At 63.6% G+C, this 22,862-nt stretch carries 24 protein-coding genes; 8 read left to right on the top strand and 16 right to left on the bottom strand.

The annotated features are described in order from the left end of the window. Positions 1-87: 87 nt before the first annotated feature. The 3 genes from OKW20_RS02005 (at position 88) to OKW20_RS01995 (ending at position 2,288) form a co-directional block, all read left to right on the top strand. On the top strand, positions 88-534 hold the full coding sequence (locus OKW20_RS02005; protein WP_043610920.1) for a c-type cytochrome: 447 nt from the start codon (positions 88-90) through the stop codon (positions 532-534). 105 nt (positions 535-639) lie between these two features. Then, on the top strand, positions 640-1,554 hold the full coding sequence (locus OKW20_RS02000) for a c-type cytochrome (protein ID WP_429169859.1): 915 nt from the start codon (positions 640-642) through the stop codon (positions 1,552-1,554). 59 nt (positions 1,555-1,613) lie between these two features. After that, complete coding sequence (locus tag OKW20_RS01995) at positions 1,614-2,288, top strand: nitroreductase family protein (RefSeq protein WP_043610916.1); 675 nt, start codon at positions 1,614-1,616, stop codon at positions 2,286-2,288. 54 nt (positions 2,289-2,342) lie between these two features. Here OKW20_RS01995 and OKW20_RS01990 read toward each other — a convergent pair whose 3' ends face one another. The 8 genes from OKW20_RS01990 to OKW20_RS01955 form a co-directional block, all read right to left on the bottom strand. Beyond that, entirely contained in the window at positions 2,343-2,930 is a 588-nt protein-coding gene (locus tag OKW20_RS01990; protein ID WP_429169857.1) for a DJ-1/PfpI family protein, read from the bottom strand. 10 nt (positions 2,931-2,940) lie between these two features. Then, positions 2,941-3,444 (bottom strand): GNAT family N-acetyltransferase, encoded by a 504-nt coding sequence (locus OKW20_RS01985; RefSeq protein WP_043610912.1) that lies wholly within the window; start codon positions 3,442-3,444, stop codon positions 2,941-2,943. A gap of 214 nt (positions 3,445-3,658) precedes the next feature. Further along, entirely contained in the window at positions 3,659-4,072 is a 414-nt protein-coding gene (locus tag OKW20_RS01980) for a MerR family transcriptional regulator (RefSeq protein ID WP_043610910.1), read from the bottom strand. A 123-nt stretch (positions 4,073-4,195) separates the two neighbouring features. Continuing rightward, positions 4,196-5,071, bottom strand: coding sequence for an alpha/beta fold hydrolase (locus tag OKW20_RS01975; RefSeq protein ID WP_429169856.1), 876 nt, complete (start codon positions 5,069-5,071; stop codon positions 4,196-4,198). Between the two features lie 226 nt (positions 5,072-5,297). Next, complete coding sequence (locus OKW20_RS01970) at positions 5,298-5,765, bottom strand: hypothetical protein (protein WP_052201516.1); 468 nt, start codon at positions 5,763-5,765, stop codon at positions 5,298-5,300. A gap of 104 nt (positions 5,766-5,869) precedes the next feature. Continuing rightward, on the bottom strand, positions 5,870-8,203 hold the full coding sequence (locus OKW20_RS01965) for a glucose/quinate/shikimate family membrane-bound PQQ-dependent dehydrogenase (RefSeq protein ID WP_429169855.1): 2,334 nt from the start codon (positions 8,201-8,203) through the stop codon (positions 5,870-5,872). A 447-nt stretch (positions 8,204-8,650) separates the two neighbouring features. After that, positions 8,651-10,156, bottom strand: coding sequence for a protein adenylyltransferase SelO (locus tag OKW20_RS01960; protein WP_429169854.1), 1,506 nt, complete (start codon positions 10,154-10,156; stop codon positions 8,651-8,653). 153 nt (positions 10,157-10,309) lie between these two features. After that, complete coding sequence (locus tag OKW20_RS01955) at positions 10,310-11,266, bottom strand: homocysteine S-methyltransferase family protein (protein ID WP_429169852.1); 957 nt, start codon at positions 11,264-11,266, stop codon at positions 10,310-10,312. 238 nt (positions 11,267-11,504) lie between these two features. Here OKW20_RS01955 and OKW20_RS01950 point away from each other — a divergent pair, with 238 nt between their 5' ends. After that, a complete protein-coding gene (locus OKW20_RS01950) occupies positions 11,505-12,119 on the top strand; it encodes a TetR/AcrR family transcriptional regulator (protein WP_034789290.1) in 615 nt (204 codons plus the stop codon). Between the two features lie 57 nt (positions 12,120-12,176). On the opposite strand, the gene OKW20_RS01945 is transcribed toward OKW20_RS01950, so the two are convergent. From OKW20_RS01945 to gstA, 5 genes are all read right to left on the bottom strand, one after another. Next, entirely contained in the window at positions 12,177-12,695 is a 519-nt protein-coding gene (locus OKW20_RS01945) for a DUF1697 domain-containing protein (protein WP_429169851.1), read from the bottom strand. Positions 12,696-12,764: 69 nt separating this feature from the next. Then, positions 12,765-14,873: a S9 family peptidase gene (locus OKW20_RS01940; protein ID WP_429169849.1), complete on the bottom strand. Its 2,109-nt coding sequence runs from the start codon at positions 14,871-14,873 to the stop codon at positions 12,765-12,767. A 150-nt stretch (positions 14,874-15,023) separates the two neighbouring features. Beyond that, positions 15,024-15,236, bottom strand: a complete 213-nt coding sequence (locus tag OKW20_RS01935) for a tautomerase family protein (RefSeq protein ID WP_429169848.1) — start codon at positions 15,234-15,236, stop codon at positions 15,024-15,026. 9 nt (positions 15,237-15,245) lie between these two features. Continuing rightward, entirely contained in the window at positions 15,246-15,641 is a 396-nt protein-coding gene (locus OKW20_RS01930) for a nuclear transport factor 2 family protein (protein ID WP_429169847.1), read from the bottom strand. Continuing rightward, positions 15,638-16,252, bottom strand: coding sequence for a glutathione transferase GstA (gene gstA, locus OKW20_RS01925; RefSeq protein ID WP_429169846.1), 615 nt, complete (start codon positions 16,250-16,252; stop codon positions 15,638-15,640). Before gstA ends, OKW20_RS01930 begins: the two co-directional genes overlap by 4 nt. A 137-nt stretch (positions 16,253-16,389) precedes the next feature. Here gstA and OKW20_RS01920 point away from each other — a divergent pair, with 137 nt between their 5' ends. Continuing rightward, complete coding sequence (locus tag OKW20_RS01920; RefSeq protein WP_429169845.1) at positions 16,390-16,791, top strand: winged helix-turn-helix transcriptional regulator; 402 nt, start codon at positions 16,390-16,392, stop codon at positions 16,789-16,791. A 3-nt stretch (positions 16,792-16,794) separates the two neighbouring features. Here OKW20_RS01920 and OKW20_RS01915 read toward each other — a convergent pair whose 3' ends face one another. Further along, positions 16,795-17,715, bottom strand: coding sequence for a LysR family transcriptional regulator (locus tag OKW20_RS01915; protein ID WP_429169844.1), 921 nt, complete (start codon positions 17,713-17,715; stop codon positions 16,795-16,797). 147 nt (positions 17,716-17,862) lie between these two features. Here OKW20_RS01915 and OKW20_RS01910 point away from each other — a divergent pair, with 147 nt between their 5' ends. The 3 genes from OKW20_RS01910 to OKW20_RS01900 all read left to right on the top strand — a co-directional run bounded on the left by OKW20_RS01910 (position 17,863) and on the right by OKW20_RS01900 (position 19,541). Continuing rightward, entirely contained in the window at positions 17,863-18,135 is a 273-nt protein-coding gene (locus OKW20_RS01910; RefSeq protein WP_192447482.1) for a DUF2798 domain-containing protein, read from the top strand. A gap of 168 nt (positions 18,136-18,303) precedes the next feature. Further along, positions 18,304-18,669 carry an SH3 domain-containing protein gene (locus OKW20_RS01905; protein WP_429169842.1) on the top strand — a complete coding sequence of 122 codons (366 nt, stop codon included), beginning with the start codon at positions 18,304-18,306 and terminating at the stop codon, positions 18,667-18,669. Between the two features lie 113 nt (positions 18,670-18,782). Continuing rightward, complete coding sequence (locus OKW20_RS01900; protein ID WP_429169841.1) at positions 18,783-19,541, top strand: class I SAM-dependent methyltransferase; 759 nt, start codon at positions 18,783-18,785, stop codon at positions 19,539-19,541. Positions 19,542-19,602: 61 nt separating this feature from the next. Here OKW20_RS01900 and OKW20_RS01895 read toward each other — a convergent pair whose 3' ends face one another. Both OKW20_RS01895 and OKW20_RS01890 read right to left on the bottom strand, forming a co-directional pair. Continuing rightward, the gene (locus tag OKW20_RS01895) at positions 19,603-21,762 is read right to left on the bottom strand and encodes an inverse autotransporter beta domain-containing protein (RefSeq protein WP_429169840.1); all 2,160 of its coding nucleotides are present in this window, start codon (positions 21,760-21,762) and stop codon (positions 19,603-19,605) included. A gap of 166 nt (positions 21,763-21,928) precedes the next feature. Further along, positions 21,929-22,768 (bottom strand): SDR family oxidoreductase, encoded by an 840-nt coding sequence (locus OKW20_RS01890; protein WP_429169839.1) that lies wholly within the window; start codon positions 22,766-22,768, stop codon positions 21,929-21,931. Positions 22,769-22,862: the final 94 nt, after the last annotated feature.

The following is a 22,862-nucleotide window of genomic DNA, read 5'->3' as shown; positions in this document are numbered from 1 at the left end:
ACTCAAAATGACATCATGCCGGCGCATTGGGCATGAAGGCCAGGCAGGCAGATTCGCCGAATAGATTTCATTGACCGGGAGATCCTGATGAAAATACGCGCACTCATGTTGGCTGCCGCACTCGCGGGCCTGGGTGTTACTGCCGTGACCGCAGCCGACGAGCCGCAGGTGGTTCGCCAGCAGGCGATGAAGAAGGTGGGTGCCGCGACCGGCGCGCTTGCCGGCATCGCCAAGGGCGAAAAGCCCTATGACGCCGAGGTCGTCAAAGCGTCGCTGACGACGATCAGCGAAACGATGAAGACCTTCCCGGACCATTTCCCGGCCGGCTCGGAAACGGGCCATGAGACCGAGGCAAGCCCGAAGATCTGGGAAAACATGGACGACTTCAAGGCCAAGGCCGCCAAGCTCGGCACGGATGCCGGAGCGGTGCTGGCACAGCTTCCGGCCGACCAGGCAGCCGTTGGCGCGGCCCTCGGCGGCATCGGCAAGGACTGCGGCAGCTGTCATGAGAGCTACCGCCTGAAGAAGAATTGATAGGCGACAACGTCCTATCCGGCTGAATGAGGAGGCACGCGACGTCCCGCCGCGTGCCTCCATTCGTATTGAGCACGCTGTTTTCGGCAGGGCATGAGGGGAACTATGGGTCGTCGGGCGAGAAAGCTGGTTTCGGGTCTTGTTGTGCTGGGCGTCGTCGGCGGTGCCGCCTTCTGGTGGCTGACGAAGCCGGCACCTTGGAGCGCCTCCCATTGGGAGGGCCTGGGCGAGCCGGATCTTGCCAATGGCGAACAGGTCTTCTGGGCCGGCGGCTGCGTCAGCTGTCATGCTAGCAAGGGTGCGGAAGGCGACGCGCGTCTGGTGCTTTCCGGTGGCGCACCGCTGAAGAGCCCGTTCGGCACCTTCCACGCGCCGAACATCTCGTCGGACGAAACCGCCGGCATCGGCGCATGGACGCTGGCGGAGTTCGGCAACGCGATGACCCGTGGGGTGGGGCGCAACGGCGAGCATCTCTATCCGTCGTTTCCCTATGGTTCCTATGCGCGCATGACGGCCAAGGACGTCAACGACCTCTGGGGCTTCATGAAGACGCTGCCGAAGAGCACGGAGGTGGCGCCGCCGCACGAACTGCCGTTCCCCTACAACATGCGGATCGCGTTGGGTGGCTGGAAATTGCTGTTCCTGACCGACAAGCCACGCGCCGCGGTGGACGCGAACGACCCGAAGCTCGCCCGTGGGCAATACCTCGTCGAGGGGCCCGGCCATTGCGGCGAGTGCCACACGCCGAGGAATGCGCTCGGCGGCTTCGAGCCGGACCAGTGGCTCGCCGGCGCGCCGAACCCGGAAGGCGAGGGCCGTATCCCCGATATCACGCCCGGCTCCAAGAGCATCGGCAGCTGGAGCGCCTCGGATATCGCCTCCTATCTGGAGACGGGCTTCACGCCGGAGTTCGATTCCGTCGGTGGCTCCATGGTGGAAGTGCAGAAGAACATGGCGAGACTCACGCCGGCCGATCGCGAGGCGATCGCCGCCTATCTGAAGGCGGTACCGTCGCTCTAAGGCCTTGATCTGAGAGGCAAGGCGCGCTCAACTCCGCTTCGCAACGAGGAGGAGACTGAATGCGCCCACACGAAACTGCGCCCTACGACCAGTGGATCGAACGCAGCCCCGAGGAGATGGTGGCGCGCGCCGCGGACTTCTATGAGGAGGTTAACCGCCGCCGCACCACGCGCTACTTCAGCGACCGCCCGGTGCCGCGCGAGGTCATCGAAACCTGTCTGAAGGCGGCCGGCACGGCACCGAGCGGCGCCAACCATCAGCCCTGGCATTTCACCGTCATCGAGAGCGCGCGGATCAAGGCCGAGGTGCGCCACGCGGCGGAAGAGGAGGAACGCATCTTCTATCGGGACAAGGCTCCGCAGGAGTGGCTCGATGCGCTGGCGCCGCTCGGCACCGACGAAGACAAACCCTTCCTTGAGACCGCTCCCTACCTGATCGTCGTCTTCTCGCAGAAGCGCGGCGGCCCCAATCCGGGGGACCTGAAGAAGAACTACTACATCAACGAAAGCGTCGGCATCGCCACCGGCATCCTGATCACGGCGCTGCATCACGCGGGCGTTGCGACACTCACCCATACGCCGGCGCCGATGAACTTCCTCAACGAGATCTGCGGCCGGCCGGACAGTGAAAAACCGTTCCTGATCCTGGTGGTGGGCTATCCCGCCCCGGATGCGACCGTACCGGTCGCCGGCAAGGTGAAGAAGCCGCTCGATCAGATCTCCAACTGGCTCTAGGCCAGTTTTTCAAACGGAAGGGAGGCTGCTTTCCGCCCCGAAACGGAAAGCGGCTTACCCGATGCTGCCGCTGTCGTCGGGCCGATGCTCCCGCCCGTAAAGTGCGAGAAAGCCGTCGAGCTCGGGTGAGCCGAGGCCAAGGCCATGCAGGATCTCGCCGGTAAAGCTGATCGGCGCCGTGCCGGCGGCGGTGACGACATGGCCGCTACGCATCGCCTGCGGCTGATCGCGATAGTGCGAAGCACCATGATAGCCGGTCAGCGCCGCAAGGCTTTCGGCGCTGTTGCCGGTGTGCTCGATGCGGTCGAGAAGGCCGCATGTCGCAAGAGCATGGACGCCGCCACAAATGGCTGCGACCACACGCTTGTTGCGATCGAAGGCGCGGATCGTCGAGGAGAGATCGGGCGCCTCGTTCGTGTCCCAGATGGCGCCGCCGCAGATCACCAGCCCGTCGAAGCCGGCCGGATCGAGGGCATCGACCGAGAGATGCGCCGAAACGTCGAGGCCACCCATGGAGGTGACGCGCGCGCCGTCGACGGTGGCAACCTCGATATCGACGCCGAGATGGGTGCGCGCCGCCGCCATCAACAGCGCACATTCCCAATCGGCGAAACCCTCGCACAGGACGATTGCAAGACGCATCGGCAGCTCCTCAGCCAAGCTTCTGCATATAGCGCATGCCGGTCACCGGGCGAGGGACGAAGCGTTCGGATTCATAGAAATGGTGTGCCTGGAAGTTACCCGTGGCGGCGCTGACCGAAAGGAAGTCGCAGCCGGCCATCTTCGCCTGTTCACGCGCCTTGGCGACCAGGTGGCGGCCGATGCCGGTGCCGCGGTTTTCCGGGCGAACGAAGAGGTGATGCAGTTCCATGCCGCGCGCGCCTTCGGCTGCCCGGTAGATCGGTACCAGGATCGCGTAGCCGATCAGGCGGTTGCCGGCCTCGGCGACGAGCGCCGTGATCCAGGGCATGCGACCGAAGAGATCGCGCTCAAGCTGTTCCGGCGTGATCGGGGCGGCGTCGCCGTGATGGGCGGAAAGCTCCGCGATCATGTCGCGCAGCTCCGGCAGGTCGCGCTGCTTGGCTGAGCGGATCGTCACCATCGGCGGGCGTGTCGCCGGGGTCGCATGAAGGGTAGGGATGGCGGTCTGTAGCATGTCTCGGCTCCTCGGGTTTTCTCGCCATCAGGAGCCGGAAAAACAAAAGCCGCCTGATGGCGGCCTTGTTGAATATGATCAGCAGGCCGCTCCTATCGGAACAGCCAAAAATACACGCGGCAAATGGGTGCGTTCTTGATCATGGGCGCTAGATTGTTTGTTTTCGCGCTTTTGTCAACGGGGATTTTTCAAGGCGACTAATTAAGCTGCCGCCTCAGTGTTCGCTCTCGCACATGGAATGGTCGGCGAGCGCCCGGATCACGTAGCAGTCGCCGACGGTATGGTTGCCGTCGCAGGCGACGATGCGTTCCAGTTCCTGCTCCAGCTTCTTCAGCCGCGCGATCTTCTCGCGGACCGTCGTGAGGTGCTCGCTGGCGATGCGGTCGGCTTCGCCGCAGGGGCGCTCCGGATGTTGGCTGAGGGCGAGCAGATCCTTGATCGAATCGATCGACAGGCCGAGGTCGCGCGCATGGCGGATGAAGGCCAGCCGCTCAAGCTCGCTTTTCTCGTAGCGCCGCTGGTTGCCTTCGGAACGCTCCGGTGCCGCGATCAGCCCCATCTGCTCGTAATAGCGGATCGTCGGGATTTTGACGCCAGTGCGCCGGGAAAGATCGCCGATGGAATACATGTTCGCCTCAAACCTATAGCTTCTGGAGCATTAGATAGTTGGGCGCGATCAAGTGTCAATGGTTGGGAGGGGGAGGGGCCGGTCTCGACCCCTCCGAATGCTGGACACTGCGAGCCGGGTGGCCTAGCCGCGATGGTTTTCGAGGAACGAGAGCAGGGCTTCGTCGAAGAGATTGCTTTCTTCCAGCTGCGGCGTATGCCCGCTCTCCTCGAAGAGCCGCACCTTCAGGTCTTTGAAGTCCGCCCGGTATTCGTCCCAGCTGAAGGCAGGAGCGACGAGATAGTCCGAGCGGCCGAGCGCAAGCAGCACCGGCGCCGCCAGCCTGTTCAGACCCTTGCGGATATCGATGTCGCGAAAGACCTCGCCCCAGAGATGGTCGAACACCGCATTGTTGACGGTCACATCGCGCCAAAGCGGCGCTGCGTCGAAGTCCGGCTGATGCCAGCTTTTCGCGCCGAGCCGGATCAGCAGGGCTTTGAAACGCGCCTCAGGTTGTGCGGCCATGTCGTCGCCAAGCTTGGCCATCTCCCGTTCGAAGATCGCCTTGCGTGCGGGCGACACGGTTTCTTCCCAGATCCGATCGGCGAGCGCCATGTGGCGTGCCGAATGGCTCGGGCCGGTGCCGACCATGATCACGTGGCTGACCCTCTCCGGATGCCGCTTGGCATATTCGAGCGACATGTAGCCATGGCCGGAATGGCCGAGAATGGGGAAGCGCTCTAGACCCAGATGCGCGCGCATCCGCTCAATGTCGTCGAGCACCGTCTCGAAACCGATGTCGACGGCGGCATAGTCGGTCCGCGCCGGCGCGAAGCCGCGATGGTCGATGAAGACCAACTGCAACCTCTCGCGAAGCGCTTGGGAGAAGGTGCGCGGGTAGTAGGTGGCGCTGCCGACGACGAGCAGCGGCATGCCGCTGCCTTCGATCCGATAGCTGAGGTCGAAGGGGCCGGCGCGAAGGCTGCCGGCTTCGGAAACAAATCCGTCTTTGGTGGTCATGAGGATGATCCTAGCGATGGCCGGTGAACGGTCATATCCATGTCAGGCGTTCAGGCGGCCGGAAAAAGCCATGCCAAAAACCGCCGAAAGGCGGCCGTGGCGTCGGTTGTTTTCTGCCGGTGAACGTCGCTAACGGATCAGGCGCATGGAACTTGGTCCTCTCTGGAGATCGCTGGATATCATCGATTGTCCGAACGAGACAAGCCGATCGGCACAAGCGGCCCAGTCAGAGGATGTCGCTACCGCCATTGGCGATATCGGCGGTCGCCGTGTCGCGCTGCTGCTCCACACCCATGGCGCGCTCGACGGCCTTGCGGATTTCTTCCTCGGCGGCCTGCCGCTGCTCAGGCGGCATCTCCTTGAGATCCGCTTCGGTCAGGCCCATTGCCTTGAGGACCTGTTCGCGGATTCTCTCGACGAGGCTCTTCTTCGCTTCGTTCAGAAACTCGTCGCCGACCGAACCGTCCGGAGCCGCCGGACCTTCCTTGGCGGAAATCGAAGCCGTGCTCTCGCCGTCCCGGGTCGCCGTCATCCACAGTGCGTTGGAAAGCGCGTTCGATGTCGAAGGCGGCGCGATCGTCGGGGCCTGGCGTGGGCGCGCATCACTGCCGCTCTCTTCGATCGGCGCGATGGTGCCCCCCTGCTGGCGGCGCTGGGAGAAGTAGTAGCTCGAGATGCTGTTGTCGATCTTCATGGGAATCCCCCGGAATCTGTCGTCCGGGGGAAGCTGCTGTCGCGGGCTTGCGCGGAGCTTGCTTTTGCAACCCTCTAGCGAGAATTAGGGATATCTCGCGCGCCTCAGGGCAGGGTATAGGCGATGATGTAGTCACCCGGCCTGGTGCCGACCGAGCCGTGGCCGCCGGCAACGATCAGCACATACTGCTTGTCGCCGACCGCATAGCTCATCGGTGTCGATTGGCCGCCGGCGGGGAGACGCGCCTCCCAGAGCTGGCGGCCGGTCGTCAGGTCATAGGCGCGCAGGTAATCATCGACCGCGGCACCCAGGAAGGCGACGCCGCCCTTGGTGATCATCGGCCCGCCGATGCCGGGAACGCCCACCTTGAACGGCAGCGGCAACGGCGTCATGTCCTCGACCGTGCCGTTCTTGTGCTTGTAGGCGATCTTGCCGGTCCTGAGATCGGCGCCAGCGACGTAACCCCATGGCGGCGCCTGGCAGGGAATGCCGAGCGGCCCGAGGAACGGCCCCATGAACACGCCGTAAGGCGCGCCGTCGTTGCGGTTGAGGCCCTGTTCAGAGCCCTTCTCGTCCTGGCCCTTCGGCGGCACCTGGTCGCGGGGCACGAGCCGCGAGGTGAAGGCGAGATAGGTCGGCATGCCGAACATCACCTGCCGTTCCGGATCGATCGCCACGGAGCCCCAGTTGAAGGTGCCGAAGTTGCCGGGATAGACGAGCGTGCCCTCGATCGACGGCGGCGTATAGCGGCCCTCGTATTTCAGCGACCGGAACGCGATACGGCAGGCGAGCTGGTCGAACAGCGTGACGCCCCACATGTCCTTTTCCTGCAGCGGCGCTGGCATGAAGGTGAGGCCGGAGACCGGCTGGGTCGGGGCGGTGAAGTCCTCCGGGATCGCGCCGCCCGGCGCCTGGACCTCTTCGACCGGGATAATCGGCTCGCCGCTCCTGCGGTCGAGCACGTAGATGTCGCCCTGTTTCGTCGGGCCGACCAGCGCCGGCACGACGGTGCCGTCTTCCTTGGTGATGTCGAGCAGCGCCGGCTGGGCCGGCACGTCCATGTCCCAGAGATCGTGATGCACGGTCTGGCGCACCCAGCGCACCGCGCCGGAGTTGATGTCGAGCGCGACGATCGAGGACGAGTACTTTTCGACGTGCTCGCTGCGGCCCATGCCGAGCTGGTCGGGCACCTGGTTGCCCATGGGAACGTAGACGAGGCCGAGGCCCTCGTCATAGCTCATCACCGACCAGCTGTTCGGCGAGTTGGTCGTGTAGGTTTGCCCCTCTGGAAGCGGTGTCGTCACGTCAGGATTGCCGCTGTCCCAGTTCCAGATCAGTGCACCGGTGTTGATGTCGAAAGCGCGTATGACGCCGGACTGTTCCTGGGTGGAATAATTGTCGTTGACCGCACCGCCGATGATGAGCTTGCCGCCGACGGCAACCGGCGGCGATGTCGAATAATAGTAGCCGGCCGGATTGTATTTCATCCCCGTTTCGAGATGCAGCACGCCGTTGTCGGCAAAGCCGGTGCAGACCGAGCCGGTCGCGGCATCAAGCGCAATCAGGCGCGCATCCGAAGTTGGGAGATACACGCGTTCGGCGCAGGGGCCGCCCGGGGCTGCAGCCGGGTCGGCCCAATAGGTGACGCCCCGGCAGGTCTGGTGCTGGCGGTCCGGGTTCATGCCGGAGTTGCTGTCATATTTCCACTTCTCTTCGCCGGTTGCCGCATCGAGCGCGATCGCCCAGTTGTGCGGCGTGCAGGCATAGAGCGTGTCTTTGATCTTGAGCGGCGTTACCTGATAGGTGGTTTCGCCCACGTCGTCGGGGCGTTTGACGTCGCCGGTCTGGTACTGCCAGGCGACCCTCAGCCCCGCGACATTCTCAGGCGTGATCTGATCGAGCGGCGAATAGCGCTGGCCGTAGGCGGTGCGCCCGTACTGGTGCCATTCGTCTGGCGGTACCGAGCCGCCGAGCGGCGGATTTTCCGCGACGACATCGCTTGGCAGGTCGCCGCGGATGTCGTGCGGGTCCTGCATGATCGCGTATCCGGCGACACCGACCGACACCAGCACCGCAAGGGCCAGCGGCCAGGCACTCACGGCATAACGCTCGCCTGTCGGGCTTTCGAAGCCGAGCGGCCGGCGCACGGCCGGTAGCAGCAGCCAGAGCCCCAGAAGGACGATGACGCCGCCACGCGGGCCAAGCTGCCACCAGTCGAAACCGACCTCAGACACCGCCCAGCCGAGCGAGCCGAGGATCATGAACGCATAGAGCCAGATCGCCGCCGATTTCCGCATGAACAGCAGCACCGCCGTCAGCAGGAAGCCGATGCCGATTGCGAGGTAATAGGGGCTGCCACCAAGCGTCAGCAGCTTGGCGCCGCCGCCGCCAAGCGCGAGGCCGATGAGAGCAAAGACGATGGCCGTCAGAACGAGCATGATGGGAACTCCCGCATCGAAGAACGGTGCCGTGGCACCTTTCCATTGCGGCGGTCCTCGCCGGACCGCGTGAGACAGGTGGGTTTCGAGGCGGCGGTCGCGCGCGTGTCGCGGCCGCCCGGTCAGGCAAGGCGCAGAGCGCCTGTCCTTCTAGCACCTAACGCGCCACCTCTGCCTTTCAATAGCCACATTCCGCAACGCGGAAATTTTCGCAGGTCCGCAATAAGCTTGCGCTCAAGCGAGGGCCGGCCGAGCGTGAGCCACGCGCGTTGAGCCGCTGCGGATAGCGCGTCGTCCGAGAGCGATCAGCCGAAAGTCACCGCGTAAAAACAGCGACATAGAGCGATTGGGTGAATCTGTCTGGCAGCGGATGCCCAGGGACTGCGGGAACACAGGCATGGCGGCCGCATTCCCGCATGGCGCCCCGTATGGCGGCCCGCATGGCGCCTATGTGCCACAGAAGGTGCGCTGGACTTCCTCTTGCGGGCTCGGCGGAGCCTGGTAGCGGGCAAACTGCGGCTGGTCGGCATAGGGGTTGGCGGTCACCTCGACCAGGGCCTCGAACAGCGAAAAGTCCGCATCCTCGGTCGCGGCAGCGATCGCCTCTTCGATCCGGTGGTTGCGCGGAATATAGGCCGGGTTGACCGCCTTCATGGCGGTCGCGCGTTCATCCGGCGTCGCCTGCTCGCGGCTGAGACGCTGACGCCAGTTCTGCAGCCACGGCCCGATTGCCTCGGCCGAGGCAAAGGTCGAGGCGAGCACGGCGTCGGCGGCCGGGTCGCTAGCGCTGTCGCACAGCCGCCGGAAGGTGAGGGTGAAATCCGCCTCTCCCTGATGCATCGCCGTCAGCAGCGCCTGCAACAGGTCGAGGTCTCCCTCTTCGCTCATGGCCAATCCGATCTTGCGCCGCATGCCGTCCAGCCAGTGGCGCTGGAAGATCGCGCCGTATTCGCCGAGCGCATCGTTGGCCAGTTCCACCGCCGTATCCTGGTTGTCGTCGAACAGCGGCACCAACGTTTCGGCCAGCCGCGCCAGATTCCATTGCCCGATCGCCGGCTGGCTCGCATAGGCGTAGCGACCGACCTGGTCGATCGAGGAAAACACCTTCTTCGGATCGTAGGTGTCGAGGAAGGCGCAGGGGCCGAAGTCGATCGTCTCGCCCGAGATCGTCATGTTGTCCGTGTTCATCACGCCATGGATGAAGCCGACATGCAGCCAGCGTGCGATCAGCTCCGCCTGGCGCGCGGTCACCGCCTTGTAGAAGGCCAGATAGGGTCGTTCAGCGTCCCTGACCTCGGGGTAGTGGCGATCGATCGCGTAGTCGGCAAGCACCTTCACCGACTCGATGTCGCCACGTGCCGCGAAGAACTGGAAGGTGCCGACGCGCATATGGCTTGCCGCAACCCGCGTGACGATTGCGCCCGGCAGGATCTGCTCGCGGTAGACCGGCTGTCCGGTGACGACGGCGGCAAGCGCCCGTGTCGTCGGAATGCCGAGCGCGTACATCGCCTCGCTGACGATATACTCGCGCAACACGGGGCCGAGTGCCGCGCGCCCGTCGCCGCGCCGTGAGAAGGGCGTCTGGCCCGGTCCTTTGAGCTGGATGTCGCGCCGCTTTCCGTTGCGGTCGATCACCTCGCCAAGGAGGATCGCGCGGCCGTCGCCGAGCTGCGGCACGAAGGTACCGAACTGATGGCCGGCATAGGCCATGGCGAGCGGATCGGCACCGGCGGGAAGACGGTTGCCTGAAAAGATCTCGGCGCCCTCGCGCTCGAGCGTCGCCACGTCCAGCCCGAGCTCCTCGGCCAACGGCTTGTTGAGCTTGATCAGCCAGGGCTCTGCGACGGGTGTCGGCGCAACACGCGCGAAGAACTGCTGTGGCAGGCGGGCGTAGCTGTTGTCGAAGGCAAAGGCTTCGGCATTTCCGGTCGGCGACGGGGGAGCGTAATTCATGACGATGCGGTCAACGGCTCTTGCCGGGATGTCCGGCTGCCGTCCTTTCCGCCCAAGTCTACACGACCGCTATCGCTTTCGCGAGGGTGGCGACGAGAGGGCGCCCTCCCGCAATTGCTTGCGAGAGGGCCGGGGAGGGCGAGGCCTCGCGCCTCAGGCGCTGAGCGCCGTCGGTGGAAGGCAGGCCTCGCAGATTGCCGCGATGTGGCGATGGTCGGTGCCGCAGCAACCGCCAAGGATGCGCAGTCGTGGCAAATGGGTCGTCAGTGTCCGATAACGCTGGCCGAGGTCGAGGGGATCCCCGGCATCCAGGGTCTCGCTGTTGTCGAGCTCGGCATGGCTCATCCTGGAGGCATTGGCGCGGATACCGGCAATGCGCTGCGCCCAGGCACTCCCCGTATCAAGGCTGGTCTCGAAATGATCGGGATGGGCGCAATTGACCATGTAGTAGTGGGGATAGCCGCCGGTTTCTGCATCCACCGTTTCGATCGCGGCCTGAAGGGTACGGCCGTCTGGGAGCCGGCCGTTGGTTTCCACCGTGAAGGCGATCGAGCAGGGCATGCCATGGCTTTGGGCCGCCCGGGCAATGCCGGTCGCCTCGTCGATGCTGGTCAGCGTATAGGCGCCGACGATATCGGCGTCGCTGGCGGCAAAGGCCGAGATCTGTGGCCCGTGATAATCCTCGGCCTCGTCCGCGCTCATGCGGCCCAGGCGATAGCCGTCTCCGCGCGGCCCGATGGCGCCGCTCAGCACGATCGGTGCTTGCGGACGTTCGTACTCGGTGCGCAGTTCCGCCAACATGTAGATGGCGTTCTGGTTGACCTCGGCGAGGGCCGAGGCGTCATAGCCGAGCTTCATGCCCCAGTCGGCGCTGGCGCGCCAGGTGGGCGTGTCGAGCACGAAGCCGGTGCCGTGCTGCTGGGCGATCGCGAGGTATCGCTTGTAGTAGTCGAGCAAGCGTCGCCGCCCGTCCGCCGTCGAAATGAGCACGAAAGCGGCGAAATGCGGGAGGGAGATGCCTTCATGAAAGATCAGCGTCGTTTCGATGCCGCCGTCACTCAGGAACAGTCCACCCTTCAAGAGCGGCAGGCTGCGTCTGTATTTGGCCATATCGGTCTCCACCGGTTCAGTCTTGGCTGAAGGGCCCGCGGATGCCTCCAACACCGCAGAGCCAAGTAAATTTCTGCCTTATGATCATCTTCTAAACTAGACGACTTGCGGTATACTATTGCTAATATACTAAATTACTGTCGCAAAATCAGTGACTTACTGTTCTGTTGCCGTCGCTGCGTTAGGGGCTGGCCGCCGAGTAATTGCTGGAAACCGTACCAATGGTAGGGAGCAGCTAATGCGAAAGGGTGAGGAAACGCGCGCCAGAATCCTCGACGTTGCCGAGGCGGCGGTGCTTGCCAAGGGGTTCGGCGCGACGTCGATCGACGAGCTGATTGCCGAAACCGGCATCACCAAGAGCGGGTTCTTCTACCATTTCCGCGACAAGAACGAGCTCGCGCGGGCTCTGCTCGAGCGCTACATCGAGAACGACGAGCGCATCTACGACGAGATCTTCGGCCGCGCCCATCAATTGTCCGACGACCCGCTGCAGGCCTTTCTTCTGGGCCTGAAGATGCTGTCGGAAATTCTCGCCGACCTGCCGAACGGCCATCCCGGCTGCCTGGTCGCGGTCATGTGCACGCAGGAGCGTGCTTTCGATCGCGAGATCCAGGAGATCAACCGGCAGGCGGCGCTGATGTGGCGTCGGCGTTTCGGCACGATGTTCGAGGCGATCATGCAAGTCTATCGGCCACGCGAGCCGCTCGACGTCGACCAACTGGCCGATATGGTCTCGACCGTGCTCGAAGGCGGCATCATCCTGTCGAAGGCTCTGAAGCAGCCTGAAAGCCTGCCACAGCAACTGCTGGTGCTCCGGTCCTTTGTCCGGCTGCTGTTCCAGCCGGCGGCGTGAGCACTTCCGGAAAAGCGTGAAGCGCTTTTCGGTCCGGAACGGCGCCTTTGAGGAGCGTCAGCCTTCCATCTCGAGCGCCATCGCAGCAAGCTTGCGCACCGTGTTGAGGTTGCGTGCCGTGCCGGACTTGGCCGCCGGCAGCTTGAACTTCGACCGGCCGGAGCCGTTCGGGAAGTGGATATAGATCTCAGTTCCGGCAACCTGGGCTTCTTCGCCATCGGGCGCCACGAGCTTGTCGAGCGCGTCTGATGGTGCCGGCTCGCGCAGGAAAACGACAAGCAGCAGATTGGGCTTGGCGTTCGGGAAGGGTGCCTGATCGGCGATCGCCTGCAATTGCGCGCCGGTCCTGATCATTACGCCCGGCACCTTACCGAGTTTTTCCTGAAGGGCGCTGTCCAGCATTGCGGCTGCTTCTGCCGCCGGCAGATCGGAGCGGAACAGCACGTTGCCGCTCTGAATGTAGGTCCTGACGTCGGCAAAGCCGAGCCCCTCGCAGATCGCCTTGAGGTCGGCCATTGCAAGTGATCCCGTACCGCCGACATTGACGGCACGCAGCAGGGCGACGTGGACGGACATGGCGGGACCTCCGGGATAAGGTGAGAAAGGGACGAGGAACCCGCAAACAGGTTCCTCATCCCGATCCGTTTACATCTTGCCGGCGACCTTGATGGCAAAGGCGTATTCGAAGGCGATTTCCTCGAGCCGCTGGAAGCGGCCCGACGCGCCGCCATGGCCGGCATCCATGTTCGTCTTCAACAGGATCGGCGCGCTGCCGGTTGTCTTCTCGCGCAGCCGCGCGACCCACTTGGCCGGTTCCCAATAGGTGACGCGCGGATCGGTGAGGCCGCCGAGCGCCAGGATCGCCGGGTAGGACTTCGGCTCGACATTGTCGTAGGGCGAGTAGCCGGCGATGATGTCGTAGAACTCCCGGCTCTCGATCGGGTTGCCCCATTCCGGCCATTCCGGCGGGGTCAGCGGAAGGGTGTCGTCGAGCATGGTGTTGAGCACGTCGACGAAGGGGACGGCCGCGATAACGCCGGTGAACTTCTCCGGCGCCATGTTGGCGATCGCGCCCATCAGCATGCCGCCGGCCGAGCCGCCTTCTGCGACGATCTTCGCGTAGGACGTGAACTTCTGTTGATTCAGATAGTCAGCGGCAGCGATGAAATCCTTGAAGGTATTGGTCTTCTTGGCCATCTTGCCGTCTTCGTACCAGGCAAAGCCGCGATCCTTGCCGCCGCGGATATGGGCGATGGCATAGACGAAGCCGCGATCGGCAAGCGACAGGCAATTGGTGTTGAAGCCGGCCGGAATGGTGATGCCATAGGCGCCATAGCCATAGAGCAGGCAGGGCGCCGAACCGTCGAGCGGCGTGTCCTTGCGGTAAAGCAGCGTCACCGGCACTTCGGTGCCATCCCAGGAGGGGGCGAAGACGCGGCGGGTGACATAGTCGTCCGGGTTGTGGCCCGAAGGCACTTCCTGGGTCTTCAGGAGCGTGCGGGCGCGCGTCGCCATGTTGTAGTCGAAGAGCTGCGACGGCGTGGTCATCGAGGAATAGGAGAAGCGGATGACGTCGGTGTCGTATTCGGCAGCACCCGAAAGGCCGAGCGAATAGGCTTCTTCCGCAAAGGCGATCGCATGCTCTTCACCGGTCTTGCGGTCGCGGATGACGATCTCCGGCAGGCCTTCGCGGCGCTGCAGCCAGACGAGATGGCGGGCATAGGCCATGTGGCTGAGGACCAGCGTGCCCGGCTTGTGCGGCACCACCTCGCGCCAGTTCTCCTTGCCTGGTGCTTCTACCGGCGCTTCGACGATCTTGAAGTCCTTGGCGCCATCGGCATTGGTGAGGATGTAGAAGACGTCGCCGCCTTCGGTCATCGCGTATTCGAGCCCGGTGACGCGTTCGGCGACGAGCTTCGGCTCAGCCAGGAGATCCTTGGTCGAGAGCAGCCGATACTCGCTGGTCTCGTGATCGTGAATGTCGATGTAGATGAAGTCGTCGAGCAGCGAGCCGCCGACCGACATGAAGAAGCCCGGATCGGTCTCCTCGAAAACCAGCCGGTCGTCAGCCTGGGCGGTGCCAAGGATATGATGGAAGATCTTCGACGGGCGGTGATTGTCGTCGAGCACCGTGTAGAAGAAGCTCTTTCCATCCGGCGCCCAGGCGCCGCCGCCACCGGTGTTCTCGATCACGTCGGCAAGATCCTCGCCCGTTGTGAGGTCGCGCACCCGAAGCGTGAAATACTCCGAACCCTTGTCGTCATAGCCCCAGATGCCGAGGCTGTGGTCGGTCGAATGGTCGAGGCCGCCGAGGCGGAAATAGGCCTTGCCTTCCGCTTCCTTATCGCCGTCGAGCAGCAACTGCCGGATTGCCTCGTCCTTGTGGTCGCCGTCACGGGGAATGCGGAAGTAGCGCGGCTGTTCGCCGCCGGTGACATAGGCATGACCATAGGCAAACGGACCGTCCTTGACCGGGATCGAGCTGTCGTCCTCCTTGATGCGGCCGCGCATCTCGGAAAAAAGCGTCTTCTGCAGCGCCTTCGTGTCGTCCATCGCCGCGTTCATGTAGGCGTTTTCGGCCTCCAGATGCTTGCGGATATCCGGATCGAGGATCGAGGGATCCTTGAACATCGCCTGCCAATTGTCCGCGCGCAGCCAGGCATAGTCGTCAGTGCGGGTAATGCCGTGGCGCGTGTCGCTGACCGGCTTCTTTGCGGCGACGGGAGCTTTGGGGAGGTTGCTGAATACGGACAAGATACGTCTCCGGGATCAATGCGGCGGGAGACAATGAGATAGAGACCCTGTCGAAAGCGATCAAGCGCAAAGCGGTCGCCCAACGGCCGGTGTGCCATCGGACGACCGCATCGCCCCTTGCCCGCAGCGGGCAAGGGGCGATGCGGTCGGCTAGGAATTTTCCTTGGCTTTTCGTCGATACGCATCGACCGGCAGCCCGCCGACGCCCCAGTCTTCGAGCGCCACTTCGTCGATGACGACGAAGGTGGTGGCCGGATCCTTGTTGAGCACGGTGTGGAGCAGATCGGTGACGCCTTTGATCAGGGCTGCTTTCTGCTCGGCGGTGGCACCCTCGCGGGTGATCTTGATGTTTACGTAGGGCACAAGCTTCTCCTATTGCGCTGATGCGATGTCGTAGTGGAAGACCTTGGCGATGATCTGCCAGCGGCCGTCGATAAAGACCAGGGACAAAAAGTCGGTGAAGGCCTTCTCGCCGATGGCGCATTGCACCTTGGCAAACGCGGTTACGGGGCCGGCGAACTCGATCGAAAGAATACGGTCGATGCGCGCTTCGCCTCGGCTTTCGGGCGAGGGACGTTTTTCGACGATCGGAAAGTACCTGTCCATGTCGAGTTCGAGCAGGGTTCCGTCCGTCGCGGTGGCATAGAGCGCCTTCGGGTGGAAGACCTGCCTGAGAATGTCGGCGTCGCTGCGATAGAGCCCGTCGAAGTAGCGTTGGAGGACGTCGATGACGGCTGCAAACTGCGGATCCTTCGGTGATGCACTCATGCCGCGACCAGGCCTTCTGCCTGCATCGCGGCGCGCACGGCAGGACGTGCGCCGACCCGTTGCATGTAGGCGGCGAGATGCGGCCATTGCGTGAGCGCGATCCCGGTGCCGCCGCTCCAGTTGACGACCGTGAAAAGGTAGGCGTCGGCGACCGAGAAGGCCTCCCCGAGCAGGTAAAGGCGTCCGTCCGCAAGCAGGCTTTCGACATGGCTGAAGCGTTTCGCCACCTGCAGCGTGGCTGCCTCCTTTGCCTCGGCGGATGCGTTCGGGTTGAACAGCGGCGAGAAGGCCTTGTGCAGTTCCGATGCGATGAAGTTCAACTGTTCCTGCAGGCGGGTGCGCGCCAGCGTGCCGTTTTCAGGCGCAAGCTTCGCCGCCGGGAAGCGATCGGCGATGTACTGCACCACGGCAGCACCTTCGGTAACGACTTCGCCGCCTTCCAGCACCAGCGCCGGCACATAGCCCTTGGGGTTGACCGCCTTGTAATCCGCACCGGTCTCGGTGCGATGCGTCTTGGTATCGACCCGGACGATCTCGAAGTCGGCGCCGGCCTCGTGCAGGCTGATATGGGGGGAAAGCGAGCAGGCGCCCGGGGCGTAATAGAGCTTCATGATCTGGTTCCTTCTGAAATGATTGCCCGTTTGTCGAGGACGGCGGAACCTAAGCCGAAGCGATAACCTTTGTATATCAGATAACCTTATGTTACCTCCCTTTCCGGTTTCCCGGCGGTAACTGGAAAGTTTTGCCCATGAGCTTGAAAATTCGGAAAAATCGGGCTGCGACCTTACCGCCGAACTGCCCGGTTGGTGAGTGCATGGTGCTGCTCGGTGGCGCATGGACGCCGAACATCCTCTGGTCCTTGAGCGCCGGGCCGCGCCGTTTCAGCGAACTGAGGATCGACGTGCCCGGTATTTCTGCAAAGGTGCTGAGCACGCGGTTGAAGGAGCTTGAGGAGAAGGGTGCTGTTGAGCGGCGGATCATGCCGACGTCGCCGCCTTCCGTGGAATACAGCCTCAGTGAGCTCGGCGCGGAGTTCATCCCGGCCATCCACGCCATCGTCGAGGTCGGCTATCGGCTGAAGCAGCGGCGAGGCGTCGAGGTCGTGCGCAAGGAAACGCCTGCCGCTCCGGTCCCGGCCACCGGTGGATAAGACCTACCAGCGCCCCTTCAGGCTCTGCACCGCATGCTCGATGAACGCGCGCACCTTCGGCGTTTGCGCCTGGCGGTCGGCAAAACAGGCGTAGAAGTCGAAGGGCTCGTGGTCGGTGCTGGCCAATCCCTCCTGCGGCAGTTCGCCGAAGAGCGGCACCACCAGCCCGCGCTCGATCAGCGGCGCTGCGATGAAGGCGCCAAGCCGGGTGATGCCGGCGCCGGCGATCGCCATCTCGGCGAGCGTGTCGATATCGTTGCTGACGATCGTCGCCTTCAGCTCCGGCTCGAAGCGCAGGCCGTCGCGGGTAAACGCCCAGCGAAAGATCCGACCATGCCCGGCATAGCGGTAGACGAGGCAATCGTGGTGCACGAGATCTTCCGGCCGCTGCGGGCGGCCGCGCCGCTCCAGATAAGTGGGGGCCGCACAAATGATCATCGGCACGGAGGCCAGCTTGCGGGCAATCAGCCCCTGTTCGAGTTGCAGGCCGAAGCGCACGCTGATGTCGATGCCTTCGCCGATATGGTCGATCTCGCGGTCGGTGACGACGAGCTCGATCGAGACATCCAGGTACCTGGCGGCGAAGGAGGGAACGAGGGGCGCAACCACATGCCGGCCGAAGGCGACGGACGAGGCAATCTTAAGCGGTCCGCGCGGCTCGGCGCTGAGTGCCGAAACGGCGGCGGCCGCAAGCTCCAGCTCGTGCACGACGCCGCGCACCCGCTCGTAGTAGATCCGCCCGCTCTCGGTCAGACCCAGCTGGCGCGTGGTGCGGCTCAAGAGCCGGCTGCCGAGCGTTCGTTCCAGGCGGGCGATGTTCTGGCTCGCGGAAGCGGGCGTAATCCCGAGCTTTCGCGCCGCCGCGGCGATGCTGCCTTCCTCGACGCTTCTCACGAAACTCTCGACGCCGCGCAAAGTGTCCATAATTCAATCCATCGAATAAAAACTTCTATTCGATGGTTTTGCCTGTTTCTGAACAAGGCTGCAATGGTCTACCTGGCGAAGACGCGATCCGTATAGTTCGGCCAGAAACGAGGGGGTGGTCCCCTCGATCAAACCAGGAGACTTCGGATGGAAGATACCCTATCGGCGCCGCGGCTCGCGCGTAGCCGCAAGCTGCCGCCGCGCGCGGCGCCCATTGCCTTTGCCTTCTTCATGTCGGCGATCATGGCGTTCCTGATGTGCTGCGTCATCGTCGGCGCCAACACCGGCATCGACGCCGGCTACCCGGCCCGCGTGCTCGGTTCCTACGCGCTTGCCATGCCCGTCGCCTTTTTCTGCGTGCTCATGGTCCGCCCCGTGGTCGCGCGGCTGGTCGGCGTCGTCTGCCGCCTACCAGGCTGACAAAGCCCCGTCCCGGAAAGCCGGGACGGGCGGCTTCGCCCAGGTCGTTCTCGGATAGGGGCGGCGCTCTCGTCGTGAAATCCATTCAGTTGCAATTCAGGCGAGGGGCCGCATTCTGTTTCCTGCCGCAACAACCGGCGGCCTGACCAAGGGGCAATCGAGATGGGCATGCTCAATAAACTGATGCCGGCGGCCATCCTGGCCGGGGCGCTCTCCGCTGCACTTCCCGCCACCGCAAGCACGTTCGCCGCCTGGGAAGTGTCGGGTGTCGACTGGAACGACGTGCTCAACGCGCGGGCCTGGCCATCCTCCTCCTCCGCGATCCGCGCCGGCTATCCCAACGGCACGAAGTTGCAGATGACCGGCCGCTGCATAAACGGCGTCGATCTGAAGCGCATCGCTCGCTGGTCGGTTTCCGCCCAGCGCCAGGCCGTGCGAGCCACCTGGTGCCAGATCTGGCACGATCCGCAGCGCAACGGAAACTGGCAGGAGGGCTGGGTCTACGGCAAGTTCATCCGGCCGGCGCGCTTCTGACGCGTTTGGGCGGCGACGATAAAGCGTAGGCGTGGCCGGCAAACAACAACCCCTGGTCACGTACTCCCGTATAAGACGCAGCGTTGCCTTGTTTTGTCGGGAGCTGAGGTATCGTGAACAATACCTATGGCAGACTTGCCTCTCATGTTTATAATTTAGACAAATATATTGGAAAGTCCTTCGGCGACATCGAGTATTACCGGCAGAGGCTCCACGGTTGTCGTGGGCCGATCCTGGAACCGGCTGTCGGCAACGGTCGAGCGCTGATCCCGTTGCTGGAGGCCGGTTTCGATGTCTCCGGGTTTGATGCTTCGCAGGACATGCTCGACTATTGCCTCGCCCAATGCGCTGGCCGAGGCTTCGCGCCGGCCCTGTCGCGCCAGACCTTCGAGAGCTTCACCTATGACAAGCGTTTCGAGGCGATTGTCGTGCCCGCTGGTTCCTTGCAGCTGATCGCCGATCATGCAGCGGCATCGGCCGTATTGAAGCGCTCTTACGATCACCTGGCGCCGGGTGGTCGGTTGATCTTCGATCTCTACCCGGGCGACATGGTCGCGGACCTGCAGCCGAATGTGCGCAGCTGGCAGACGGAGGCGGGCGAGCTTTTGACCCTGACTAGCCAGCGGGTGAAGACCGACATCATCGGTCAGACGACCGTATCCCACCTGCGCTACGACCTCTGGCACGAGGGTCGGCTGGCGTCGAGCGAGCTTGAATTCTTCACCATGCGCTGGTGGGGCGTTCAGGAAATGGCGCTGACGCTACAGGCGGCCGGCTTCGTCGATCTCGTCGTTTCCGGCGACTACACCTTCGGCCGTGCTCCAAAGGAAGGTGACCATGTTGTCACCTTCGAATGCCACCGCCCGGCATAGTGCACCGAAGCAAACCGGCAAAAAGAGCCACGCCCGGTCGCCCGGGCGTGGCTTCGGGCTATCAGCGGCAACGGGCCGCGGCGTTGCCCTGGTCGAGCTTGGCGCCATTGACGGTCAGAACCGAGCCCGGCGACTGGGTGATCGTGCCGGCCGACCAACCATTGTCGAGTGTGCAATCCTTCGGCGTGTTGGTGACGTTGACATTGCCGGTGACGTCTTCGGCCGGGCCCGAGAAGTAGAGGCCGGCCTTCCCGGCCTTGTCGACGGTCATGTTCTTCAGCACGATGTCGCGCACCGGTCCTCCAAGGAATTCGAACTCGTTGCCGTAGATGAAGGCGCCATAGGTGCCGGCATTCGTTACCTTGACGTCCTCGAGCGAAATCCCCGAGACCGGATTGAAGAAGATGCCGGCGTTGCGGGTGCCGTCGACGGTCAGTCCCTTGACGTTGACGTTGGTGGTCGTCGCATCGAGGTTCGGGCTAGAGACCAGCATCAGTCCGTTGATGCCGCCAAAGAGCCGCATGTCGTTGATCGCGACATTGGAGGTACCTTGCAGCACCACGAGATCCATGTCCCGGTCCTGCTTGGCATTGTCGACCGTCACGCGGTTGAGGCTGACATCCTTGCCGGCGACGAGCAGCACGCCTTCGCGGCGGGAGTTGCTGATCGTCACGTTATCGAGCGTGACGTTTTGCGTGCCGGTGACCAGTTCGTAATCGGTCCGTCCGACTTTCCTGAACTCGCCGCCGGCAAAGACCCCATAGGTGACCTTGTCGATGACAGTATCGCGCACCGTTACGTTGCGGCTGCCGACGGAGCTGACGGCGGCATAGGGTGCCTTGTTGGGGTTGTAGATCGAGAATTCGCAGGTCGTGTTGTTTTCGCAGATGTAGAGGTCGTGGATGCGGCTGTTCTGGACCAGTGCGCCATCGACCCGCGTGAAGCGGATGCCGTCGTGGTTGGTCGCGGCAATATCGACATTGTCGACGGTAACGCCCTTGGCGTCGGTCGCCGAAATACCCGCAAGACCGCCGCGGACCGAAAGCGACGAGATGGTGCTGCCCGACGCCATGGCAATGACGTCCTGGGCCGGGTTGTAACCGGTGATCGTCGTGGCTGCGCCCCGGTTGACGAAGGTTGCGGTCGCGCCGCTGCGCGCGCCGTTAACGGCGATTGCGCCGCCGCCGCCAAGGAGCGTCTGGCCGTTGCCGAGCGCGAGTGTCCGGTCGAGACCGAGGTTGCCGTCTGCAAGGATCAGCGCGTCGGCGCCGGCAGCGCCGATCAGGGCGTTGATGTCGGAGGCATTGCCGGAGGCCGATGAAACGGTCACGACCCGGCCGGCGTTACGGCCGGTGCCGGCAAGCTGTGCGGCCTCGACGTCGCCGGTGGCGCCGGCATGGGTGCGGATGCGGGTGGCGCGTTCGACACGCTGGGTCATCGGATCGAAGGCGTCGGCGGTCGAGCCGGTCGCGCCGAACGGGATGCGCAGCCGTGCCATGACGGCGCCCTTCAGCTTGTCCTCGTTGTCATAGGTGCCGGTCACGCCGAGCGAGACGGTCGATTCCTCTGAAAGACCCGGCAGGTCGGCAAAGGTCAACTCTGCACGCAGCTTGGCGCCGAACATGTCGCCGAGGTTGCGGCCGCCGTACCAGTAGCTGCCGCCGAAAACCTTCAGCTGAACGTTGGAGTCTTCGGCGAAAACAGGCAGGCGCCCGCCGATTTCGGCGTCGATGCCGCGCCGCGCCCGTTCCTTGCCTTCCTGGAAGACGAGCACGTGGTCGCGCACATAGGCGGCATTGAAGGCGCTCAGTGTCTTGGCGCCGGTCAGGGGCAGGTAGAAGTTGCTGCGCATTTCGAGGTCGCCGCTGAGCGCCTCGAGACCGAAGGACAGCTGGCTGAAGGAATTGCCGTAGTCGCTCTTCAGATAGTCGTAATAGCCGTAGCCGCCGATGACCCACTGGTCGTTGGCGCGGAAGCGATAGCCCGCACCGATGGAGCCCTGTCGGACGGAGTCATTGGCGACGGTCCCGCGTGTATCGATGAAAATCGCATTGCCCGAATCGAGCACGAAGGGGAGGAAGAAGCCGCCGCCGGCAGCTGACCCTCCGCTGAAGAAACCGCCTTCGATTTCCGCCTGCGGACGAAAATCCACCGCCAGCGCAGGGCTCGAAAGAAGTGTGCTGCTTGCCAGGGCAGCCGCAAGAAAATTCTTATTTTTCATATTATTAACTCCGCATGTATGCGGCCTTGGGCGAGGCCGGTTGGGCATGCGGTTAAAATATGTGAGTATAATACTCAAGTTTATTGATCGGTCGTCGGCGAACTATCCAGCGGCGTGTTGACGCAGGCCGCCCGGGTGTGGACGGACGGCCATCGTGTGGGGCCGGTCAGGCCTTGAGGGCCGCGGAATTGTCTTTGGCGTAGGTTTCCAGGCTGCGCGGCGCGTGGCCGGTCAGCGTCTTCACATCGCCGGTCGGGTTTGCCACCCAGCCTTCGCGCACGGGATGGAAGATCGAGGCGAGGAAGCGGGCGTAGTCTTCGGGCACGCCAGCGCCGACCAGCATGCCGACGAAGGTCCCGTCATCGACCGGCGTGTAGGCAACCGGCTTGCCGGTCACACGCGACAGGATCGCTGCCGCCTCGCCATAGCTCAGCGCTTCCGGCCCGGTGAGGTTGAAGGCGCGGCCGTTGAAGGTGTCGCTCGTCAGCGCTGCGACGATGCTTTCCGCGATGTCGCGGGTGTCGATGAAGCTCGTCTTGCCTTCGGCCGCCGGAACCGCGATCGCGCCGTGGCGGATACCTTCTATCCAGTAGCTCTGGAAATTGTCGGAAAACCAGTTCGGCCGCAGGATGACGAAGGGCGCTCCGCTTTTCTCGAGCTGCAGCTCAAGCTGGCGATAGGGGATCTTGTCGTCCGCATCGACGCCGATGACGGTCATCAGCACAACCTTGATGCCGCGTGCGGCAGCGGTGGTCATGATCGGTCCGACCAGCCCGACCGGATCGAGATATCCCGCCGGCGTCAGCACGAACAGACGGTCGACGCCTTCGAGCGCCGGGCCAAAGGTTGCGGCATCCTCGTAGTCGAAGGCGACGGCTTCCGCGCCGTCAACGGCTGTCGCCTTGCGGGACGCGGCCTTGACCGTCTCGCCACGCGCGACCAGTCCCAGCACCACCTTGCTGCCGATCGTTCCGTTCGAGCCGAGAATCAGAATCTTGCCTGCCATCGTGTTTCTCCTAAGTATCCAAATGAAACCATGTTGCTAATGGATACTAGATATTCGTGCGGAAAAATGCTGTAAAGGAGGCAGTTTTTGGTGA

The organism is Ensifer sp. LBL, from assembly GCF_050435225.1.
GTDB lineage: Bacteria > Pseudomonadota > Alphaproteobacteria > Rhizobiales > Rhizobiaceae > Ensifer.
The sequence above is the reverse complement of the archived record's forward strand: the minus strand, read 5'-3'. Positions and strand labels throughout refer to the sequence as shown.

What these genes read in the sequence shown, in the direction of transcription:
- OKW20_RS01955 (WP_429169852.1), bottom strand. Translation starts at nt 11,266, where the DNA reads ATGGCCAAATACAGACGCAGCCTGCCGCTCTTGAAGGGTGGACTGTTC.
- OKW20_RS01910 (WP_192447482.1), top strand. Translation starts at nt 17,863, where the DNA reads ATGGAAGATACCCTATCGGCGCCGCGGCTCGCGCGTAGCCGCAAGCTG.
- OKW20_RS01905 (WP_429169842.1), top strand. Translation starts at nt 18,304, where the DNA reads ATGCTCAATAAACTGATGCCGGCGGCCATCCTGGCCGGGGCGCTCTCC.
- OKW20_RS02005 (WP_043610920.1), top strand. Translation starts at nt 88, where the DNA reads ATGAAAATACGCGCACTCATGTTGGCTGCCGCACTCGCGGGCCTGGGT.
- OKW20_RS01965 (WP_429169855.1), bottom strand. Translation starts at nt 8,203, where the DNA reads ATGCTCGTTCTGACGGCCATCGTCTTTGCTCTCATCGGCCTCGCGCTT.
- OKW20_RS01995 (WP_043610916.1), top strand. Translation starts at nt 1,614, where the DNA reads ATGCGCCCACACGAAACTGCGCCCTACGACCAGTGGATCGAACGCAGC.
- OKW20_RS01895 (WP_429169840.1), bottom strand. Translation starts at nt 21,762, where the DNA reads ATGAAAAATAAGAATTTTCTTGCGGCTGCCCTGGCAAGCAGCACACTT.
- OKW20_RS01975 (WP_429169856.1), bottom strand. Translation starts at nt 5,071, where the DNA reads ATGACCACCAAAGACGGATTTGTTTCCGAAGCCGGCAGCCTTCGCGCC.
- OKW20_RS01970 (WP_052201516.1), bottom strand. Translation starts at nt 5,765, where the DNA reads ATGAAGATCGACAACAGCATCTCGAGCTACTACTTCTCCCAGCGCCGC.
- OKW20_RS01920 (WP_429169845.1), top strand. Translation starts at nt 16,390, where the DNA reads ATGAGCTTGAAAATTCGGAAAAATCGGGCTGCGACCTTACCGCCGAAC.
- OKW20_RS01915 (WP_429169844.1), bottom strand. Translation starts at nt 17,715, where the DNA reads ATGGACACTTTGCGCGGCGTCGAGAGTTTCGTGAGAAGCGTCGAGGAA.
- OKW20_RS01930 (WP_429169847.1), bottom strand. Translation starts at nt 15,641, where the DNA reads ATGAGTGCATCACCGAAGGATCCGCAGTTTGCAGCCGTCATCGACGTC.
- OKW20_RS01950 (WP_034789290.1), top strand. Translation starts at nt 11,505, where the DNA reads ATGCGAAAGGGTGAGGAAACGCGCGCCAGAATCCTCGACGTTGCCGAG.
- OKW20_RS01980 (WP_043610910.1), bottom strand. Translation starts at nt 4,072, where the DNA reads ATGTATTCCATCGGCGATCTTTCCCGGCGCACTGGCGTCAAAATCCCG.
- gstA (WP_429169846.1), bottom strand. Translation starts at nt 16,252, where the DNA reads ATGAAGCTCTATTACGCCCCGGGCGCCTGCTCGCTTTCCCCCCATATC.
- OKW20_RS01890 (WP_429169839.1), bottom strand. Translation starts at nt 22,768, where the DNA reads ATGGCAGGCAAGATTCTGATTCTCGGCTCGAACGGAACGATCGGCAGC.
- OKW20_RS01985 (WP_043610912.1), bottom strand. Translation starts at nt 3,444, where the DNA reads ATGCTACAGACCGCCATCCCTACCCTTCATGCGACCCCGGCGACACGC.
- OKW20_RS01945 (WP_429169851.1), bottom strand. Translation starts at nt 12,695, where the DNA reads ATGTCCGTCCACGTCGCCCTGCTGCGTGCCGTCAATGTCGGCGGTACG.
- OKW20_RS01990 (WP_429169857.1), bottom strand. Translation starts at nt 2,930, where the DNA reads ATGCGTCTTGCAATCGTCCTGTGCGAGGGTTTCGCCGATTGGGAATGT.
- OKW20_RS01960 (WP_429169854.1), bottom strand. Translation starts at nt 10,156, where the DNA reads ATGAATTACGCTCCCCCGTCGCCGACCGGAAATGCCGAAGCCTTTGCC.
- OKW20_RS02000 (WP_429169859.1), top strand. Translation starts at nt 640, where the DNA reads ATGGGTCGTCGGGCGAGAAAGCTGGTTTCGGGTCTTGTTGTGCTGGGC.